Raw genomic sequence first — 20,307 nt, 5'->3', positions numbered from 1 at the left:
CCTATTCGAAGACGTTGAAGTCCCTGGTGGTCCAGGCGATCAGCAGGTCGGCCACGGCCTCCGACATGCCCTCCGGGGGCTTCCAGGGGTGGTTGCCCCGGCTGTGGGCGAAGTCCCGCAGGTGCGGTGGGAGCCTGAAGGGAAGCTCCTGCTCGAAGTCGACGTGCGCTTCGAGATAGGGCAGGCACAACAGGAACACCAGGTCAGGACACAGCTCCTCGCGTGGTGTCAGCTTGATCGAGGGCTTCAGCCGGCGGTTGTCGAACCAGCTCTCGTAGGCGATCCATCGCCGCTTCGAACTGGCGATCTGCGTGGCCAGGCGGCGGGCCGCGTCCCGGTCGATGATCGGGGTTCTCTCCGACGACAACAGAACCCGCGCGGGCGACGACGCGACCACGCCGAGAAAGAGGTAGTCCTCGAACAGCGCCCGAGGACCCAGCTCCACCACCAGCGTGGTGAGTTCGGCGAGACCGTCCACTGTGGGCAGCCAGGGCCTCGGCAGGGGGCGCAGGTCCTTCTCCCAGTAGACGTCGCGCAGCGCCGACTCCAGCTCGGTGTCGAGGGGGACGAATCCGAGCAGGCCCCGCAGGAGACCGGAGATGTTGGGGTTCTGCTCGTCGTAGAGCCGCGCGGCGTCTTCGGCCAACGCGCGGTGGATCGTGGCGCTGTTCGCGGGCAATCTCTCCAGCAGGCACAAGAACAGCGGATCGTCCACCTCGGGGCGGTAGAAGATCCGTTCGTCGAGGGGGATCGCCGCGGCTCGGCGGAGAGCGAGCATCGTGATGCCCCGGACGATTTCCGGGCGCGGTGTCAGGTGGCTGAGGCACCGAGCGGCGAACTCCAGTCTGTTGTCGCGGATCGCCAGCGCGAGGACCTCGTCGGCGCCGTCGTCGACGTTGCGGTCGTGCAGTTGCAGGGCGACGCGTGAGACGACGTCCCAGGCGCCTTCCGAGACGTGGGAGCGCAACGCGTTCCACAGCGCAGTCGAGGTGGTGTGTTTACGGACCAGGTGTTCGGCCGCGAAGTACTCCATGAACGTGCGGTGGGTGAAGCCGAAGAGAGGTTCGCTCGCGGTGGCGCCCACGTCGGTGAGGATCCAGGCGCGGCCCGTGCAGAACTCGGTGAAGCGTTCGGCGGCGCCCTCGGCCTCGTCCGGGTCGAAGGACTTGGTCACCAGGTAGTTGGTGAGCAGCCGCACGATTCGGCTGCGCGGCAGGGCGGCGCCGGGTTCCGGGCCGTCGAAGAGGTACCACGCGAGGTGTTGGACGGCGGCGCGCAGGCGGCCCTGGAACTGCACGGGCAACGCTATGCCGCGCATGGAGTCCCAGCGGTCGAAGAGCATGACGGCGCAACGCTCGTACACCTGGGCGAGGTTGCGCGGCAGGTAGTGCTCGCTGGAGTACATGGCGCACAACAGGGCCAGCAGCAGCGGGTTGCGGCGCAGTTCCTCGATTTCCGTGCTCTCGCTGAGGAACGCGTCGGCGAGCCGGGCGCGTTGGTGGGCGGGAGTGGCGGCGTCCAGGGCGAACCAGCGGGCCGCGTAGTCGGCCACCTGGCCGGGGTTGAAGTCGTCGACCGTGCCGACGGTGAAGAGCGACTCGCTCAGCGGTGCTTCCAGGTAGCCGACCTTGCGGGCCGTCACGACGATGGGAGTCAGCGGGTACTGGTGGGCGAAGCCCTCGACCAGGCGGACGACGCGGCGGCGCAGTTCGGGCTGCACCAGTTCGTCGAGGCCGTCGAGCACCACGACGGCGCGGCCGTTGCGCAGCAGGTATTCCACGGCGTCGCGCGGGGGAGGGAGGTTGTACGGGTCGTTGCAGATGTGCTCGAAGTACTTCAGCAGTTCGCGGCCGCCCTCGCGGAACGAGGCGGTGAAGTCCCGCAGCACCAACAGGAACGGGACGCGCTCCTCGGCGTCGAGCGCGATGTCGTGCGTGAGTTTTCCCGCCAGCGTGGACTTTCCGGCGCCGGGGTCGCCGAGCAGCACGGTGCGGCGGCCGGGGGCGGTCAGCGACGAGACGGCGATGTCCGGCGACAGCGTCGGCCGCACGTACAGCTCGTCGTACGGCACGGAGCGGCTGACCCCGATGTGCGGTAATCGCATCTCGCCGTGCATCGCGGCGATGCGAGAGCGCAGCTGGGCGGCGTAGGAGTGGAAGTCCGCCAGTGACGGCGCGCGGCGCAGGACGAGGGTGTTGTTCTTGACGGCACTGGCCAGATGAGCGACGCCGACCGCCGTCGGGGTGTCGAGATCGCCTGTCCGCAACGGTTCCGGGGACGCCAATGCCTCCAGCACCGCCTTCGGATCAGCCGACGCACCGGACAGGCGCAGGCCCTGCACGATCTGCTCGCGCAGGTCGGCGGACAGGCCGGCGTCGAGCGAGCCCCGCATCGCGCGCCACAGCACGACCTGACGGGCGACCTCGGCGAAGTCCGGCGATTCCAGGTAGGACAGCAACACCGGGTCGACGTCCGGCGGCGGGGGAGGGATCAGCTGGGAGAGCCTGGGGGCGAGCTGGTTGCTGACGGACACGACGATGCGGCCGACCGCCGCGTCCAGGTTCGCCACCCCAGGCCTCCACCGTTCGCTACGAAACGTCCTTCAGCCGGGATAGCACATCGGGCAGCGTTCCGGTGTGCACGACGCCGAGTCGTTGCGTGGCGCGGGTCAGCGCGACGTACAGATCCGACGCGCCGCGCGGCGACTCCTCCAGGATTCCGGCCGGGTCGACGACGACGACCGAGTCGAACTCCAGGCCCTTGGCGTCGGTCACGCCGAGCACCACGACCTGGGCCTCCTCGAGATCGTTGCCCATCGACGACCCCGGCACCTCCGCCACCACGGCGGAACCGACCGGCTCCAGCAGGGCGGCGGGCACGATCACCGCGATCTTGCCGTCACCCACGGCGGCGACCTCACCCGCGATCAGCGCGGGCACCTCCGAGGCAAACGACGACACGGCGGAAACCCACGGCGGCACACCGGTTTCGCGCACCGACGTCGGCGGCACCAGCGAGGAGTCCACGGACGCCAGGACGTCGGCCGCCACCTCCATGATCTCGGCCGGGGTGCGGTAGTTGACGGTGAGCTCGGTGAGGCGCCAGCGGTTCTGCACGTACGGGGACAGCACGGTGTCCCACGAGGTCGCGCCACCGATGTCACCGGTCTGCGCGATGTCGCCCACGACCGTCATGGACTTGCTGGGGCAGCGGCGCATCAACGTGCGCCACGCCATCGCCGACAGCTCCTGCGCCTCGTCGACGATGATGTGGCCGAACGTCCACGTGCGGTCGGCGGCGGCACGTTCCGCCGCGGTCTCGTAGCGGTCGACGCCGTGGCGTTCGGCCAGGCGGTAGGCGTCCATCAGGTCCGTGGCCATCAGGATCTCGGGGTCCGCGTCGTCCTCGAGGTCGAGGATGTCGAGAACGCCCTGGGCGTACTCGATGGCCTGGCGGCGCTGGCGTTCGGCGCGGGCCTTGGCCTCCGTGTCGTCCTCGCCCAGCAGTTCCGCGGCCTCGTCCAGCAACGGCACGTCCGCCGGGGTCCAGTCGTCCGTCGTGCGGTGCAGCAGGTCGCGTTCCTCGCGCGTGAACTTCGACATCGCGCGGTTGCGGCGCTTCGGGTTCGCGTACAGCTCGGAGAGCAGCGAGAACGGCGTCAGCACCGGCCACAGCGACGAGATCGCGGCCTGCACCTCGTCGGACTCGCGGAGCTCGCGGCGGATGTCGTCCATGTCCGCCTTGTCCAGCAGGTGTCCGCCGAGGCGGGAAGCCACCATCGAGGCCAGCGTCGAGATGATCTCGCGGGCGAACGTGCGGCGGGCCTCGTTGTGCGGGCGGCGGGTCCGGCGCGCCCTGCCCCGCGCGTCGGAGATCGCGCGGCGGTCGAGGCGCAGCACGTCGTTGTCGAAGCGGATGTCGACGAACGCGGGCGCTTCCTGCCGGTCCCGCACGGCCGCGGCGATCACGTCGGCCATCTGGATGCGGCCCTTGACGGCCGCGACCTCCGGCGACTCCTTGCCGGTCGCCGTCAGACCTGGGTACAGCTCGCCGACCGTCGACAGCAGGACACCCGTCTCACCCAGCGACGGCAGGACCTGGCTGATGTAGCGCAGGAACGTGGTGTTCGGTCCGACGACCAGCACACCGCGTTTCGCCAGCTGACGACGGTGGGTGTAGAGCAGGTACGCGGCGCGGTGCAGGGCCACCGCGGTCTTGCCGGTGCCGGGTCCGCCCTGCACGACGACGACGCCGTTCAGCTCGGACCGGATGATGACGTCCTGCTCGGCCTGGATCGTCGCGACGATGTCGCTCATCTGGCCGGTGCGCGACTCGTTCAGCGCGGCCAGCAGCGTCGCCTCGCCGGTCAGCGTCTCGCTGCGGGACACGTCGGCCGAGTTGATGTCGAGGACCTCGTCGTCGAGGCCGATGACCTTGCGCGAGCGGGTGCGCAGGTGCCGGCGCCGCCGCACGCCGTCGGGAGAGGCCGCGGTCGCGAGGTAGAACGGCCTGGCGGCGGGCGCCCGCCAGTCCATCAGCAGCGGCTCGTATTCCTTGTCCTCGTCGAAGAGACCGATTCGTCCGATGTAGAAGCGGTCTCCGTTGTGGAAATCGAGCCGGCCGAACGCGAGGCCGTTCTCCACCGCGCTGTACTGAGCCAATTGATCTGTGTACATCGCGACCGAGGTGTCGCGCTCGGACCGCATCTGGTGCGTGCCGCCAGTTTGTCGCAACGATTGTGCGAGTCGTTTCGACGTCTGTTCGCGGAGGTCGTCGAGCCGGCCGTACAACATGGCCACGTATTCCTGCTCCGGCTCCATTTCGGCGAGCCGGAGGTCATCGGAGGGGCTTGACAACTTGCCTCATTTCTCGATACTATGCGACGTCAGGTTTAATCCTGCGTCACTTATTCCTGCCCGCACCCCGGTCGTGCGAGCGCAGACTGTCTAATCTACACGCAAATCGGCGTGATGCAGGTACGCCTTCCGCAGCAGTGTGGTCAACTCGTCGCGTTCGTCCGACGTCAACGGCGCCAGCAGCTCCTCGTCGTGCGCCCGAGCCTTCTCCAGGCGCTCGCGCAACGCCCGTCTGCCCGCCTCGGTGATCGACACGGCGAACCTCCGCCGGTCCCGCTCGTCCCGTCTGCGCAGGGCGAATCCTCGTTTTTCGAGATCGTCGAGCACCGCCACCAGGTCGCTCGCGTCCATCCGCACCCTGTCGCTGATCCGCTTCTGCGCCACCGCCTCCTGCTCGGCCAGGAACGCCAGCACCGTGACGTGCGGCCCCCGCAGGTCGCCCCGTGCGAGCCTGCGGGCTTCCCTGACCAGCCCGAGCATCAGGTAGCTGGGAAGATGCAGAAGCTGATCAATGCTCATGTCCTCAGCATAGAAAAGATCTGTCCCCCGATCGTGGATTGCGCTACGTGATCAACCCACTCGGAGAGGGTCCGTGCGGGTGAGCGTTGGGGTGACGTTTCTCCGCAAACCACCTGGAAGCGGCAAGGTGGGGGTATGACGCGTGCGGAGATCGTCCGGCTCGCCCGTTGCGTGGTGCGCAGGCCTCGGTGGCAACTCGTCCTCGCGGTGCCGCTGTCGGCGTGGACGCTCGCCTGGGTGCTCGGCCAACTCGCCGACACCCCGCTCACTCCGCTCGGCGTACTCGACTGGACCGGTATTCCCCTCGACGCGGCATCCCTGTGGGCGCAGGAGCGCAGAGGCGTGCTCGGGTGGCTCGCCACACTCGGCGGGCTGAGCTGGGCGGCCACGACCGAACAGGGTCAGCTGCCCGCGCTCGCCGGGTGGTTCGCGGTGCTGATCGCGGGAGAAGCAGCCGGATACGAGCACGCGGTGCAACGAGCGATGCTCAGCATGGTCGTGTTCCTGGTCGTCCTCGCGGCCGTGTCGCTGACCGGGCGTCGTGCCTTCGTCGTCGACCGCGTCGCCGTCATGCCCAAGGACGTGATGCGAGCGGGCATCACAGCCGCCGTGCTGACCGCCGTCGTGCCGCTCATCGCGCCTGGTCTGGCCCTGACGCGTCTCATTAGGCCCTATGTGACGAAACCCCCGAGGCCGCTGCGACGGGTTGACGCACCGCTGCTGCGGGAAACCGGATGAGGTGAGCGACTACCTGCCACCCCCGGCGCCTCCGCGAAGTGCTCTGACGCTGCGGTTGTGGCTTGCCGGGTTCGGCCTGGTCTTCAACTCGGTCGCGGGATGGCTGGCACTGAGAGCTGACCTCGTCTGGCTCGCAATCGTGCTTTTACTACTCGCCGTTGTCTGCGTTGTCGACTTCGGTTGGGTTCTTCATCGCAAACGCCGGGGAGATCCGGGCTGAAACCTGTCGGGAACCTGTGCTTGGGCTCAACGGGTCGTATGGATAAAGATGTTCGCGTGCATGAAGACCCGGCCAGGGACAGGTTAGCCAGGGTGATGCGTCGGCAGCCGGTGCAACAGCGTGGCGCGGCCACTGTCGCCGCCATCCTGGATGCCTGTGCGAGCCTGCTGAACGAATACGACTACGACGACATCACCACGGCGCGCATCGTCGATGTGGCCGGTGTGCCCATTGGTTCCTTCTATCAGTACTTCCCGGACAAACGATCTGTTGTCCACGCTCTCGCACTGCGGGGGATGGAGACGTATCTCCACGAGGTCGAGCAGCTGTTCGCCGCCGACCTGATCGCGGACACGTGGCGCGAGGCCATGGCCCAGATCGTCAGCGTCTACATGCGGATGCTGACCGACGTGCCGGGCTTCGGCCGGGTGCGGTTCAGCGACATGCTGGACAGCCACCGGCTCGACTCCAGCGTCGACCAGTACGAGCTGATGGCCGAACGGCTGGCGGAGCTGTTCGTCAACCGGTTCGGCGCGCACGGCGACGCCCCGGTGATGCTGACCTTCCGGATCGCCGTGCAGACCGCGGACGCGCTGTTCAAGCTCGCCGAACGCGTCGATCCCGATGACCGCGCGTACGTGGTCGGCACGGCGAACGAGCTGCTCGCCGGGATGCTCGGTTCCGTCCTGGAACCGCAGCCCGCCCCTCAGAGCCCGTAGGCCTCCAGCAGGCGCAGCCAGACCTCGCTGATCGTCGGGTACGAGGGCACCGCGTGCCACAACCGGTCCACGGTGACCTCCCCGACGATCGCGACGGTGGCCGAGTGCAGCAGCTCGGCGACGTCCTGGCCGACGAACGTGACGCCGACCAGAGTCCGCGTGCGCTCGTCCACGACCATCCGCGTCTTGCCGCGGTAGCCGTCCGCGTGCAGCGACGAGCCGGCGACCGCGATGTCGAGGTCGACCACCTTGACGTCCCGGCCGGCCTTGCGCGCCTCCTCCGCGGTGTGGCCGACGAACGCCACCTCGGGATCGGTGAACACCACCTGCGGCACCGCCACGTGGTCCGCCCACGCCTGGCCCGCCGACCACTGCTTGGGCTCGAACCCGCGCGACCGTTCGAGAATCGCCGTTCCGACCGCCCGCGCCTGGTACTTGCCCTGGTGCGTCAGCAACGCGCGCCCGGTCACGTCGCCGGCCGCGTACAGCCACCGTCCGTCCACACCGGACACGAGGCCGGTGTCGTCGACGGTCAGCGGCTTGCCGTCCTTCGTCGCCGGCACCCGTCCGGTGGCGACGAGGATCTCAGAGCCCTGCACGACCCTGCCGTCCTGCAACGTCAGCGCACCCGGCGCGACGGCCGACGCACGGGCGTTGAGCAGCACCTCGACGCCGTCCTCCTGCAGGCCCTCGACCACGAGCGGCCCGACGAACTCCTCCATGCGCGGCAACGGCCGGTCGCCGGACACCACCAGCGTCACCTTCGACCCCAGCCGCGCCCACGCCTGCGCCATCTCGACGCCGACGACACCGCCACCCAGCACCACCAGCGAGTCCGGAACCTCGCGCGCCGACGTGGCATCGCGCGACGTCCACACCGGAGTGTCCGCGATGCCGTCCAGCGGCGGCATCTTCGGCACGCTGCCGGTGCACACGACGACGGCCTGGCGCGCCCGGTGGACCTCGCCGCCGACCGTGACCTCGCGTTCGCCGGTGACCTCACCATCGCCGCGAATGACCGTGATGTTCTCCGACTCGGCCCACTTGACCTGGCCGGAGTCGTCCCAGTTGGAGGTGAAGCCGGTGCGGCGCGCGAGCACCTCGGCCGGGTCCAGCGACCCCGCCTGCACGCCCTGCACCCGCCGGGCGGCCGCGAGCGCGTGACCGGGCCGGAGCAACGCCTTCGAGGGCATGCACGCCCAGTACGAGCACTCGCCGCCGACCAGCTCCTTCTCGATCATGGCGGTGGACAGGCCTCCCGCGGCCGTCCGCCACGCCACGTTCTCACCTACGGGGCCACCACCGATGACGATGACGTCGAAGTCCATGGCGCCCACAGTAGGCGCGAACTAGGTGAGCCACACGAGGCAGAACGTGTGTCCGACGGGGTCCGCGTAGACGCGGAACGTGTCGTCGTTGTCCTTCTGCACCAGCCGCGCACCGAGCGCCAGGGCCTTGGGCTCGGCCTCCTCGATGTCCTCGACCAGCACGTCGAGGTGGAACTGCTGGGAGCCGTGCGGGTCCGGGAACGTGGGCGGCTGGTACTCGGGCGCGCGCTGGAAGGCGAGGCGCGTGCCGTTCGCGACGATCACCACCCAGGTGTCGTCACCACCGGCGAGGCGCTCGGCGCCGAGCAGCTTCTCGTAGAAGGACGCCAGTTCGGAGGGGTTCGGGCAGTCGAGCACGACAGAACGAAGTTGTCCGACCATGCCCTCCACCCTCTACCGGGTGGCGGGCAGCCGCAACGCCTGCTTGGCGATCGGGTCGAGGGCCGCATCGCCGGCGCCACCGGACCACACCACGAACGCCAGCTGAACGTGGCTTCCCTTGACGCCGGTCGCGAACGCGGCGTTCTCCACGGGTTTGCCGTCCAGCCCGTTGACGCCGCCCGACCCCGGCGCGGCGACGACCTTGTGGAACGCGGTCGCGCTCGGCGAGTCCAGGAGGTTGAGATCGGCGACCATGACCGTCACCGGTTTGCCCTGCACGCTCGTCTCATAGGTGGCGCGCTGCAGCTCGCCGCACTCGTTCGCGATCAGCCACGCCTTCGCGTCGCCGAACGCCTGCGCCTGGCAGTCCTTGTCCTTCCTGACGTCCTTCGGCACGAACGTCGTGCCGTCCACGACGACCGTCGTCGGTGCCGTCGCCGACGGTTCCGGCGTCGCGTCGGCCGGCTTGTCGTCGCCGGAGACGGCCACGACCAGCCACACGAAGAGCAGCACCGCGACCAGCGCGCCGATCGCGAGATAGGGCATCGGCACCTTGTTCTGCAAGCGTTTGCGCGCCAGCACGTGCCCGGCGTGGACCTTCGGGATCAGCATCGTGCTCGCGGCCGCGAGGTCGGGGGAGACGGCGTCGCTGAAGCCTTCGGCGAGCAGGGTCCCCGCGTCCGGCGGCGTGCCGGTGGTCTGCAGGATCGCGAGGAGCTTCATCGCGTGGTCGGCCGTGCACGGCACCGATGACGTCGCGAGCTCACGGGCGGCGCTGAGCAAAGTGGACGGTTTGGGGTGCAGCACCCGCACGCCGCGGTTGAGGTCGGAGGTGGGCTGCACGACCTGGCTCACGAACGGCCCGACCGCCACGACCGTGCTGACCGGCAGCGGCTCCGCGCGCATCGCCTGGATCCGCTGCGCCACCGCGGTCGCCGCCGCCACCGCCTCGGTCGCGGGGTTCGCCGCGCCGTCCTGGCTGATGAGCGGCCACCCGTCGATCTTCCACTGACCGCCGAGCGGCGCCTCGAGCTTCACAGCGGGATCGGGCAGGTCGACGCCGACGATCACCAGAACGCCCTTGGGCAGCACGACGATCGCGTCCAGCGGCACGGGGCAGTCGGGTGGCTGGACGCCCGTCAGCGCCACCCCACCCAGGACCTCGGTACCCGCGCCACACGCCGTGAGGGCGGCACGGACGTCCGCCCCAATGGCTGAAGGTTCAGCGCCCAGACGGATCAGCCGCACGAGTCCCCACCTTTCCGCACGGGGGGACACGGTAGCGGTCCGGGGTCGACCAAACGCACCCAGTCGAGACGTTGCGTGACACCCGTCACCGATAAGTGGATCACTCGTTAGATGGATTGCCTGCCTATGTTCACGGAGGGTCCATGTTCAAACGCGCCGCACTGCTCGCCGTAGTGCTCGTGGCTGCCTCTACCCCTGTCGGGGCCGCCCAGACGTCCTCGACGGTCTACGTCCACGGCACTGATCTCACCTCCGCCGAACAGGCGGTGGAGGCGGCCGGTCTGCAGAAGCTCACGAGCTTCCGCAAGATCGGCGTGGTCGCCGCTCGCGGCACCTCGACGCAGATCTCCTCTGCCCGCGCCAAGCCGGGCGTCGCGCGCGTCGAGGTGACCAGGCCCGCGAAGTTCCTGGGTTCCTCCGGCACCGTCGCGACGCGCAGCCGCGAGGCCCAGCAGGCGTCCGGGCTGACCGGCGCGGGCGTCTCGGTCGCGGTGATCGACTCCGGGGTGGACCCGACGCACCCGGCGTTCGCCGGCGGCAAGATCGTCCGCAACCTGAAGAGCCTGTGCGCGGCCGACGGGTCGACCGACACCAGCTGCATCGTCCCGGTGCCGAACCTCGTCGACACCGACACGACGTCGCTGGGTGGCCACGGCACGCACGTCACCGGCATCGCGATCGGCACGCCGTACCAGCTCTCCGACGGCACGCAGGTCGGCGGTTCCGCGCCGGGCGCGAAGGGCGTCGTCATCTCGACCGGCGCGGCGATCCTCATCCTCGGCGCGGACGCCGCGCTGAACTGGGTGCTGGAGAACCACAAGGCCCCGTGCGGCGCCGGTGTGCCCGCCGCGACCTGCCCGCCGATCAAGGTGATCAACAACTCCTACGGCCCGTCCGGTGGTGGCGCGTTCGACCCGGACTCCGTCACGGTGAAGCTGCAGCGTCAGCTCGTCGCCGAGGGCGTCGTCGTGGTGTGGGCGAACGGCAACGACGGCGGCGACGGTTCGAAGAACCTGTCCAACCCGCCCGGTCAGGACCCGACGCCCGGCGTGATCTCCGCGGCCTCCTACAACGACCAGGGCACCGGCACCCGTGACGGCGCGCTGTCCGACTTCTCGTCGCGCGGTCTGAAGACCGATCCCGCGACCTGGCCGGACATCTCGGCTCCCGGCGAGAACATCGTCTCGGCCTGCCGGCTCTACCTGCCGATCTGCTCGACCGGTCTGCAGCCGCAGAACGGGCCGGGGCTGCTCGACATCGGCACGTACAACACGATCAGCGGCACGTCGATGGCGGCTCCGCAGATCGCCGGCATCGTCGCACAGCTGTTCCAGGCCAAGCCTTCCGCGACGCCCGCCGACATCGAGCGGGCGCTGAAGTCGACGGCCCACAAGTACGGCACCGGCTACACGGCCGTCGGCCCCTACACCTCGTCGTTCGACAAGGGAACGGGTCTGGTGGACGTGGTTGCCGCGGTAAACGCCCTGTAGATCACGATCACGCATCACTCGGCCGGGGAGATCGGGACTAAAGGCCTGTATCTGCCCCGGTCGGGTGATGATCGAGCTGGTTCTTATGGCGGACATGCCTCATGTCGAGGCAGAATGCAGCGAACGGGTTTCACGGTGATCACCTCGCTCGGCAAAGGCGTAGGGGAAGACGTCCCTCGTCGAGTAGCGGAGGTCAGCAGTGAGCACCCGTGGCAGCACCAGTGGCGTGGTCTACGTCCACTCGTCGCCGTCTGCGGTCTGTCCGCACGTCGAGTGGGCGATCTCGGGCACCCTCGGTGAACGAGTGGACCTCAGGTGGGCAGCGCAACCCGCGGCACCAGGCCAGTTGCGCGCTGAATGCGCATGGACGGCGGAGGCCGGCACCGGCGCGAAACTCGTGGCTGCGCTGCGCGCGTGGCCCATGCTCCGGTTCGAGGTGACCGAGGAACCATCACCAGGTCAGGACGGCGAACGCTTCTGCTTCGCACCTGTTCTGGGACTGTGGCACGCCAGAACCTCGGCCAACGGTGACATCGTGGTCAACGAGGACCAGCTGCGTGCTCTGGCCGCACGGTCGCGCGGTGGTGAGTCCTTCGCCCACGGGGTGGACGAGCTGCTCGGCGCGGCGTGGGACGACGCGCTGGAACCGTTCCGCCGCGCCGGCGACGGCGCGCCCGTGACCTGGCTGCACAGGGTCGGATAGTCCTGAGTGGACCCCGCTACCGGTTGGGCAGCGGGGTTTCCTCGTGGCGGGTGGGATCCCAGGCCAGCATGAGCTGTCCGTAGAGCGGGGACGTCTTCAGCAGGTGCTCGTGGGTGCCGAGCAACGGCCTGCCGCCGTCCATGACCAGCACGCGGTTCGCCCGCAACGCCGAGCTCAGCCGGTGCGCGATCACCACGAGAATCCCGTCCCTTCCGGCAAAGGCGCGTTCGACCCTGGCTTCCGCGGCCGGGTCCAGGTGTGAGGTCGCCTCGTCGAGGATCACGACGCTCGCGGACGTGACGTACACCCGCGCGAGTGCGAGGAGTTGCGCCTCACCGGCGGAGAGTCCTTCGCCCGCATGGCCGAGCGAGGCGTCCAGTCCGCCCAGCCGGTCCAGAAGTTGTTTGGCGCCAACCTTGTCCACCGCGTCGAGCAGATCCTCGTCGGTCGCCCACGGCGCGAGCAGCGCGAGATTTTCCCGCACGGTACCCGTGAACAGGTACGTCTCCTGCGGGATCAGCGCGATCGCGTGGTGCCTCACCTCGGGAACCACCCGGTCGACGGGCGCGCCGCCGAACAGGACGCTGCCGTTGTCCGGCGGCATCAGACCGGTCAGCAGACTGGCCATTGTGGACTTGCCGATGCCGGACGGGCCCACCACGGCCAGGTGGTCGCCCGGCTTCAGGCTGAGCGAGACGTCGCGCAGCACCGGTTCCGCGTCCGCGCTCCAGCCGAACGTGACGTCACGCAGCACGAACTCGCCGTTGGACGGGATTTCCTCGCCGTCATCCTTGCCGGTCTGCGGTGCGGCTTCCTGAAGTCGTTTGAGGGCAACCATCAGCCGCATCACGACGGTGCTGGTGGTGCGCGCGAGGCCGTGCAGAGCCGGGTTCACGCTGTTGGTGAGGTAGACGACCGCGGCCAGCACCGCACCGGTGGTCAGCCGGCCCGATGCGACGAGCGGGGGAGCGAACGCCACCAGCAGCACGATCGGGGCGAAGCCGCCCAGCGCGATCACCGTGGCGCGCAACGAGTTCGCCCACGCGACGGTGATCGTGGCCCTGGCCTGCCGGGTGATCTGCGTGGCGATGTCGTCGTAGGCCTCGTCCGACGCGGTGCAGGCAGCGACGTCGCGGAGTCCGGTGAGCACCGCGCCCGATGCCTCCGCGGTGTGTTCGTCGGCCATCACGGCGTCGCGTTGCCGTTTGGCGAGCGATGGCAGCATGAGCGCGAAGAGCAGGAGCGCGGCCACGATCGGCAGGACGACCAGCCAGATCAACGCGGCGGCTGTGGTCGCGAGGCCGACCAGCGCGGCCACCGTCGTGACCAGCAGCGCGCGTGCCTGGACCAGGACACCGGCGGTCGCGTCGCGGACGACCTCGACGTGCCGGGTGATCATGGCGACCGCGCTGGCGTCCGGGGTGCGGCGGTGGGCCGGATCGTTCAGGACACCCTTCACGACCCGCGTGACCAGCGCGTCGCGCATGGGTTCGACGACGTCGCCGAGCCGTGCGAAGACCTGGCGCTGGCCGAGCGCGCCGGCGACCGCGAGTGCCGCGAAGGCGAGCAGCCAGAGGACACCGGCCAGCGGATCACCCGCGGCGAAACCCCTGTCGACGGCGGTGCCGACGAGCTTGCCGCCGAAGAACGCGGGAACGCCTTCGAGTGCGGACCAGCCGAGCAGGATCAGGACGCCGCGGCGGTGCCCGGCCAGAGTGGAGAAGTAGAAACGCATCACTCACCCCCGGTGAACACGGCGCGGTAGTCCTCGTCGTCCCACAGCTCCTGGTGCGTGCCGGTGCCGCGCACCCGGCCGTCCTCCAGCCACACGACCAGGTCCGCACGCGCTGCCGTGGCCGGGCGATGTGTCACCACGACCCGCGTTCTGCCTGGCAGAGCCGTGGTGAGCGCCGCGTCCACTTTGGCCTCGGTCACGGTGTCCAGGCTGGCGGTGGCGTCGTCGAGCACGAGCACCGCTGGATCGCGGACGATCGCGCGCGCCAAGCCGATCCGTTGCGCCTCACCGCCGGACAGCGGGGCGTCGGCCAGAGGCGTTTCGTAGCCCTGCGGCAGGCGAATCAGCACGTCGTGCACCTGGGCGGCGACAGCGGCGTCACGCACCTGGGCCTCGTCCGCGTCGGTCCCGTAGCCGATCGAACGGCCGATCGTCGCGCCGAGCAGTGCCGGGCGTTCGAAGGCGTAGCCGACCTCGCCGTCCCGCACCACCGTGCCGGAGTCCACTGCGGACAGTCCACCGAGCACGGCGGCCAGCGTCGACTTGCCGGCGCCGGAGCTGCCGACGATCGCGGCGAACGCACCCTCGGGGATCGTGATGCTGACGTCGTGCAGAGCGCCGTCGACGCTGACGTTCCTCAGTTCGATGCCGGAGCCGGGAACGACCGCCGGCCGGGCGGGAGGCGGGGTGTCGAGGACCTCGGCGATGCGGGTGGCCGACGCCCTGGTGCGTTCCAGCGCCGTGAGCTGCGGGATCTGCCCGACCACGCCCATGCCGAGTGCCGCGTAGCCGAGCGCGGCGAGCACGTCGCCGGGGCTCAGCCTGCCTTCCAGCACACCGAAACCCGCGGCGGTCAGCACCGCCACCTCGACCGCGGGCAGCAGCAGACCGGCCCGCCACATCATCTTCGCCTGGGTGCGCCACATCCCCGCGCCGGCCGCGGCGAGCCGGGGGAGCGGCTGCAGCACGCGGTTGGTCTCGCGGTCCGCGATGCCCGCGGCGGCGATCGTCCGCAGACCCGACACCGAGTCGAGCAGGCGGGCCGAGACCTCACCGGACACTTCCTGGTACGTCAGCACGTCGTCGGCCGTCAGCTGCATGTGGGTGCGGACCAGCAGCATCGCCAGTGGAACGCTCACCGCGAACACGGCCGCCAACCGCCAGTCCAGCAACGCCAGCGCCACGACGGCGCCGACCGACGACACCGCGGTGACGAGCAGCGTGATCAGCGTGACCGCGATCCCGCCCGCGTTGCCGCAGTCGCCGGTCATCCTGCTCACCGCGTCACCGGCCGCGAACGGCGACGGGTGCCCGACCGCGAGCAGGTGCCTGGCGAGCCTGCGCCGCAACCACGCGGTGGCGCGGGAGGTGATGGTGGCGGCGAGCACGATGCCGATCGCGTCGCCGACGATCTCGGTACCCGCCAGCAGAAGCAGCCACAGCACGGTGACCAGCACGAACGTGCCGCCCAGCGCCATGTCGACGGCATCGGCCAGCGCGGCGGGGAGCAGCAGGCCGCCGGTGGTGGCGATCGCCGCGTTGAGCAGCAGCAGCCACGGACGGTGGTCTCTGCGGACCACGGAGAACAGCAGGGCGTCACCCGGTTTTGCCATCGGCCGTTCCTCCGGAAGTCATGAGGGCGCATCATGAGCGAGGGCCCGACAGCTGGCCGGCTGCCGGGCCCTGCAGAGGTGGGTGAGCGGCATACTTCGCCTATGCCGCTCATCTACCGCGGTGAATCAGTTGTGGAGCAGCTCAGCAGGCCAGCAGGCTGACGGTGCTGTGCGAGCAGGGCAGGAGCAGCGAGGCGTTCGACGCGGTCGTGGAGCCGCCGCCGCCACCGCCGCCGTGGCCCGACGCCATCGCGTTGCTCGGGGCCTCGGGGGTCTCCAGGTCCTGCATGTCAAGGATGAAACCCATGACACTCTCCTTTTCGAGGGATCTTTCGGGGGTTACTGCTACCGGCCCGAGTGGACCGGGGTCTGTGCCCTTCCGAGGAAGGGAAGCGGTGGACGTCCGTCCACTGTGGAGGCGATGGCGAGCAGCACGCCCGCACCGCCGGTGTTGAGGTCCATCGACAGCCTGCGCAGCTGCACACCGGGGAACGCGAGCCCACCGCCGTAGTGCACGGCGTGCCAACCCAGCGCCCGCAGGTGCTGCCGCACCGACCGCTCGAGCCGCTCGTCCGGCCGCTGCCGGGTCGCGTGGGCGAGTGTGGCCATCAGTCCGGCCCGGCCCAGCGTCAACGCCGGTTGGATCACGAACTCGCCGGTGCACCCGCTCAGCAGCTCCGGCAGCTTCTCGACGCACGGACGGTCCGGCGCGACCGCGGCGAACTCGGTGAGCACCAACGCGATGCCCGCGCCGCCGATGCCGACGTACGGCAGGCTCCTGAACGTGCCGTCCCGCACCTGCAGCGAGCCGTCCAGCGCGACCATCGTCTCGGCCAGGTCGCGTTCGAGCGCCCGTTCCGCCAGGTCGAGCCAGCGCTGGTCGGTCGTGTGCTCGAACATCCGCAGGAAGAACAACGCAGGCCCCGACCAGCCGTGCAGCAGACCGGCCTTCGCCTTGTCGCCAGGTCCTGGCGCGTCGGCCAGCTGCGCGGCGAGCCGTTCGGCCAGCTCCTCGGCCCTGGTGGTGAAGCTGTCGTCGTGGCGGGTGGTCGCGAAGTGCAGCAGGTTGAGCCCGATGCCGGAGAGCCCCGCGCTCAGCCCGTGGTCCTTCGTGGCGGGAAGGAGCTCGGCGTAGCCCTCGACGAGCTCGGTCGCGACGTCGTGGTGGCCGAAGTTCTCCAGCACGTGCGCGATGCCGTGCGCGCCGACGAAGAAACCGGGCTGCTTCGGCGGGTCCTGGCGAACCCTCCTGATCAGCCAGTCCTCGTGCTCGGGGTAGCGGCCCTCGCCACTGACGTCGAGGGCGTGCAGCACACCCGCCGCGCCGTAGGCGAAGCACGTGCCGCCGACCTCGAACTGCTCGATGTCGCCGGGGAACAGCCGGTCCGACCGCTCGGGCGTCGCGCTGTGCAGGATCGCCGTGGCGATGGACTTCCTGATGACGCTCCAGTCCGGCTCCGGGTCGTCGAACTCGGTGAACGACGGACCGGTCGGCGGGTCGACGCGCGGCGTGAGCACGTCGATGATCGACTGGCCGTACTCGTCGGAGAGCCCGAAGCGCTCCTTGACCACCTGCACGTGCTGCGGCAGCTTCGCGGGTGCGAGCTCCAGCACCGTGTTGAGCGGCAGGAAGATCCACAGCTTGAGCGCGGCGAGCGGGTGCTCGTCGATCTCGAAACCCTCGCGGTCCGGCGGAGCCTGGAAGCCGGGCGCGCCGAGCGTGGGCCGGTGCACGTCCTCGATCGTCGACGACAGCTCGAAGTCGATCAGCGAGACCTCGTCGTTCTCGTCGACCAGGACGTTGAGCGTGTGCAGGTCGCCGAACACGACGCCGCGCTCGTGCACCCTCGTCATCAGGTCCTCGACCTTGGCGACGAGAGCGAGCGCGCGGGTTTTGTACTCCGCGAGCTGCTCGGGCGTCGGGTCGCGGTGCGTCAGCGGGTAGTTCATCCCGAGCCACTGCCCGAGCGAACGCCCCGGCATGAACTCCATGGCGACGAACAGGTGCTCCCACTCGACGAAGCGGTCGTACACCTCGGGAACACCCTTGACGCCACGCAGCCTCGAGAGGATCTCGTACTCGCGCTCCAGCCGCGCCACGGCGTCCCGGCCCTCGCGGTCGAGGCCGGCGTGCGGCCGCGCCTCCTTGAGCACGACCTCCTTGCCGTCGCTCTTGCGCGCCGCCAGGTAGACGCCGCCGCCGTTGGAGAAGTGCAGTGAGCTCTTGATCCGGTAAGGGAACTGCTCCGGATCACCCGCGTTGCGCTCGGCGAGGTGCGGCGCCAGGAACTCCGGCAGCTGCACCCACTCCGGCACGCTGAAGACGGGCTTGCGCTTGTCCGGGATGAGGGTGCCGTCCGGCCCCTCGATCGCGAGCACCTGCTGGCCGTCCTGCTCGAGCCACTGCTCGGAGAACCCGCCGTAGCGCACGTAGAGCGGGCCCTTGCCGTAGCGCAGGTCGCTCAGGATGTACGCGCCGTGCTCGCCCTCCAGCGTGGCCGAGAGCTCGGTGAGGATCTGTTCGAGCTGCTCGGTGCCCGTGGGGTAGATCGTGATCAGCTTGCCGCTGCCCTCGCGGGGCGCGTACTTCGAGTTGCGGGCGAGCACGACCGAGATCGTGGGCAGGTACTTGAACGGAATTCGCCGTTCGACGCAGTAGTCGAAAGTGGCCTTCAGAACCTTGCTCGCGTTGTCGAGACCAGCGGAGACGTGGATCTTCCAGCCCTGCTTGGGCAGCTGCACTCCGGCCGGGTGCAGGTGCCGCCACACGTTGCGTTCGACCTGTACCCAGTCGGCCGGCAGTTCGGGCAGCTCACGCGAAAAGTCGTCGCCTGGGAGGTCGCTTTCGGTGCTGCTCTGCAGATCGTAGAACCGCCGATCCGCGAAGCAGAACGCCTCGTATCTGAGGTCCACCGAATTCCCTCCTCGACGGTTTTGCGATTTCGTTTACGCGGCATATTCCCGCACAATTCACCGGCTATGGCCAATCCGCCATTCGAGGCATATGGGTCCGCCGTTCGTGTCCGAAAGAGGGCTGGTTACCGGCGCGTATGTGACTGATGGTGATGAGGTTTGGATCCGTCTCACCCGGCTGCGAGGTTTGCTGATTGGCGAGTCAGCGTACTCGTCCTGGGGTTTTGCTAAACGGTCCTGTATCGTTCTGGATTTGTGTGGCGCTGTGAGCTGCGGTATTCCAGGTCGATCTCCACGTATAGTTGGGTGTGTACAACCGTCGTGCACGCGCTGTGTTCCGTAGTCTTTTCGGGTGAAGCTGTAAATGGGTTCCAATGCGTGTTTAGTACGGCTGACCGGGCGTATTGGTTAGCCCGGAAGCACCCATTCGGAGGAGGATATTGAGGGTTCGGGTTTATGTAGCAAACGTTGTCTTGCTACATGCAAGTTGCATCTGGGGAGAATGTAATCTTTTGGGTGAAGTTTATGTTTTGATGTAACGGATGAGTGTTTGTGAGTGGGGCTCTGCTGTGTGGGGCGGGGGTGTGGGCGGGTACGCGCGCGTGAGGCCTGGGGTGGGTGCGCTGGCTGGGGAGCGCCGGGCCCGGTAAGGGAGTGCCGGGGGCTCGGTAAGGGAGTGTGGGGGCTCGGCGGAGGAGTGCCGGGGGGCTCGGCGGAGGAGTGCCGGGGGCTCGGCAGGAGAGTGCGGCGGCTCGGCGGAGGAGCGTTGGGGCTCGGCGGAGGAGCGTGGGGCTCGGCGGGGAAGTAAGGGGCTCGACGGGCACGGCTAGGCTGGTCGTGTGGGGAGTTTGGCTAGCCGATGGCTGGTGCCGGCCGTGGTGGTGATCACCGGGGCCGCGGTGGCGGCTGGGATGGTGGGGCGGACCGTTTACTCGCGTCCCGCTGAGGCCAAAGGTGAGCCTGTGGTGCCGGTGTCGTCGGTGTCCGGGGCGGCGGTGCCTGGGACCACCGAGGTTCGGTTGAGTCCCGACTCGTTCTCGCATCCTGATCGGACTGACGTTCAGGCTGTGCTGCAGAAGTACTTCGACTCGATCAACCGGCGGGACTTCGGGTTGTGGCGGTCTGTGGTGTCTGCTCGGCGGGTTTCGCAGACCGTGCAGAAGACCTGGCTGGCTGACTACGAGACCACCCTGGACCGGGGGATGGTGGTGCAGCGGGTCGAGTCCGATGTGGTCTTGCGGCGGTTGCGGGTGTTGATCAGCTTTGTGTCCACTCAGGACGTTGCCAAGGCACCGGTTGCTTTGCCTGAGTCGTGTATCCGGTGGAGAGTTGTTTATGTGATGGTCTGGGAGGGTGGGGAGCTCAAGGTTGATGAGGCTCCTGAGAACCGGACTCCTCAGATGGAGAAGTGTTGAGGTTGTTGGGGGCGCGTGGGTTTTGTGGGTCGTCCCCCTGGTGCGTTGGCGGGTTCCTGTTTCGTGTCCGTAGGTGGTTGCGTGCCGTAGTCATGTGCCGGTTGCTTTCTGGGGCTCCGCCCCAGACCCCGCCAATCTGATCAAAGACCCGCCAGCGCCGCGGGCGGGTTGATGGCACGCCGGTTGCGTTGGGCGGCTTGCTGTTGCGTGGGTGGTTGCGTTCCGGGTGGGGCGTGTCCCGTCACAAGTCGTACCGGAGCGAGCCACACCCAGGGAGGGGTGTCAACTCGGACGAAAAGCGTGTCTGTCGTGTCTCGGGTGATCTGTCGCAGGTTTGTCTCGGTTGTTGTGACACAAGGTTAGGCGGCGAGGGTGAGTTTGCCTTGGTAGTGCTTGGTGTAGTCGAGGTGGATGTGGCCGATGGGGTGG

16 protein-coding genes are annotated in these 20,307 nt (G+C 68.8%); 6 read left to right on the top strand and 10 right to left on the bottom strand.

From position 1 onward, the window contains the following. Position 1 precedes the first annotated feature (1 nt). The 3 genes from IEZ09_RS40175 to IEZ09_RS40165 form a co-directional block, all read right to left on the bottom strand. Positions 2-2,569 (bottom strand): NACHT domain-containing protein, encoded by a 2,568-nt coding sequence (locus tag IEZ09_RS40175; protein ID WP_189259092.1) that lies wholly within the window; start codon positions 2,567-2,569, stop codon positions 2-4. 19 nt (positions 2,570-2,588) lie between these two features. Continuing rightward, a complete protein-coding gene (locus IEZ09_RS40170; protein ID WP_268247683.1) occupies positions 2,589-4,856 on the bottom strand; it encodes a HelD family protein in 2,268 nt (755 codons plus the stop codon). Positions 4,857-4,946: 90 nt separating this feature from the next. Continuing rightward, positions 4,947-5,375, bottom strand: a complete 429-nt coding sequence (locus tag IEZ09_RS40165; protein WP_189259091.1) for a MarR family winged helix-turn-helix transcriptional regulator — start codon at positions 5,373-5,375, stop codon at positions 4,947-4,949. 135 nt (positions 5,376-5,510) lie between these two features. On the opposite strand from IEZ09_RS40165, the gene IEZ09_RS40160 reads away from it, so the two are divergent. The 3 genes from IEZ09_RS40160 (at position 5,511) to IEZ09_RS40155 (ending at position 7,052) form a co-directional block, all read left to right on the top strand. Further along, positions 5,511-6,113, top strand: a complete 603-nt coding sequence (locus tag IEZ09_RS40160; protein ID WP_189259090.1) for a hypothetical protein — start codon at positions 5,511-5,513, stop codon at positions 6,111-6,113. 1 nt (position 6,114) lies between these two features. Next, on the top strand, positions 6,115-6,333 hold the full coding sequence (locus IEZ09_RS47050; protein WP_229813372.1) for a DUF6343 family protein: 219 nt from the start codon (positions 6,115-6,117) through the stop codon (positions 6,331-6,333). Positions 6,334-6,428: 95 nt separating this feature from the next. Continuing rightward, entirely contained in the window at positions 6,429-7,052 is a 624-nt protein-coding gene (locus IEZ09_RS40155; RefSeq protein ID WP_189259089.1) for a TetR/AcrR family transcriptional regulator, read from the top strand. Here the strand turns inward: IEZ09_RS40155 and IEZ09_RS40150 are convergent. The 3 genes from IEZ09_RS40150 to IEZ09_RS40140 are packed head-to-tail and all read right to left on the bottom strand — an operon-like array spanning position 7,040 to position 10,009. Beyond that, on the bottom strand, positions 7,040-8,380 hold the full coding sequence (locus IEZ09_RS40150) for a dihydrolipoyl dehydrogenase family protein (RefSeq protein WP_189259088.1): 1,341 nt from the start codon (positions 8,378-8,380) through the stop codon (positions 7,040-7,042). The genes IEZ09_RS40155 and IEZ09_RS40150 overlap by 13 nt on opposite strands. 21 nt (positions 8,381-8,401) lie before the next feature. Then, positions 8,402-8,761 (bottom strand): VOC family protein, encoded by a 360-nt coding sequence (locus tag IEZ09_RS40145; protein ID WP_189259087.1) that lies wholly within the window; start codon positions 8,759-8,761, stop codon positions 8,402-8,404. Between the two features lie 12 nt (positions 8,762-8,773). Continuing rightward, positions 8,774-10,009, bottom strand: a complete 1,236-nt coding sequence (locus tag IEZ09_RS40140; protein WP_189259086.1) for a hypothetical protein — start codon at positions 10,007-10,009, stop codon at positions 8,774-8,776. Between the two features lie 143 nt (positions 10,010-10,152). Between IEZ09_RS40140 and IEZ09_RS40135 the strand changes: the two genes are divergently transcribed. Further along, complete coding sequence (locus IEZ09_RS40135) at positions 10,153-11,499, top strand: S8 family serine peptidase (RefSeq protein WP_189259085.1); 1,347 nt, start codon at positions 10,153-10,155, stop codon at positions 11,497-11,499. A gap of 199 nt (positions 11,500-11,698) precedes the next feature. Then, on the top strand, positions 11,699-12,202 hold the full coding sequence (locus tag IEZ09_RS40130; RefSeq protein ID WP_109641265.1) for a DUF3145 domain-containing protein: 504 nt from the start codon (positions 11,699-11,701) through the stop codon (positions 12,200-12,202). Between the two features lie 16 nt (positions 12,203-12,218). On the opposite strand, the gene IEZ09_RS40125 is transcribed toward IEZ09_RS40130, so the two are convergent. The 4 genes from IEZ09_RS40125 to lanKC form a co-directional block, all read right to left on the bottom strand. Further along, on the bottom strand, positions 12,219-13,937 hold the full coding sequence (locus IEZ09_RS40125; RefSeq protein WP_189259084.1) for an ABC transporter ATP-binding protein: 1,719 nt from the start codon (positions 13,935-13,937) through the stop codon (positions 12,219-12,221). Continuing rightward, positions 13,937-15,550 carry an ABC transporter ATP-binding protein gene (locus tag IEZ09_RS40120; RefSeq protein ID WP_189259083.1) on the bottom strand — a complete coding sequence of 538 codons (1,614 nt, stop codon included), beginning with the start codon at positions 15,548-15,550 and terminating at the stop codon, positions 13,937-13,939. Before IEZ09_RS40120 ends, IEZ09_RS40125 begins: the two co-directional genes overlap by 1 nt. 142 nt (positions 15,551-15,692) lie before the next feature. Then, entirely contained in the window at positions 15,693-15,857 is a 165-nt protein-coding gene (locus tag IEZ09_RS40115; protein ID WP_090058697.1) for a SapB/AmfS family lanthipeptide, read from the bottom strand. A 38-nt stretch (positions 15,858-15,895) separates the two neighbouring features. Further along, complete coding sequence (gene lanKC, locus IEZ09_RS40110; RefSeq protein WP_189259082.1) at positions 15,896-18,463, bottom strand: class III lanthionine synthetase LanKC; 2,568 nt, start codon at positions 18,461-18,463, stop codon at positions 15,896-15,898. 866 nt (positions 18,464-19,329) lie between these two features. On the opposite strand from lanKC, the gene IEZ09_RS40105 reads away from it, so the two are divergent. Next, positions 19,330-19,878, top strand: coding sequence for a hypothetical protein (locus tag IEZ09_RS40105; RefSeq protein ID WP_189259081.1), 549 nt, complete (start codon positions 19,330-19,332; stop codon positions 19,876-19,878). The last annotated feature ends 429 nt before the right edge of the window (positions 19,879-20,307 follow it).

Source organism: Lentzea flava, assembly GCF_014648475.1.
Classification (GTDB): Bacteria; Actinomycetota; Actinomycetes; order Mycobacteriales; family Pseudonocardiaceae; genus Lentzea; species Lentzea flava.
The sequence above is the reverse complement of the archived record's forward strand: the minus strand, read 5'-3'. Positions and strand labels throughout refer to the sequence as shown.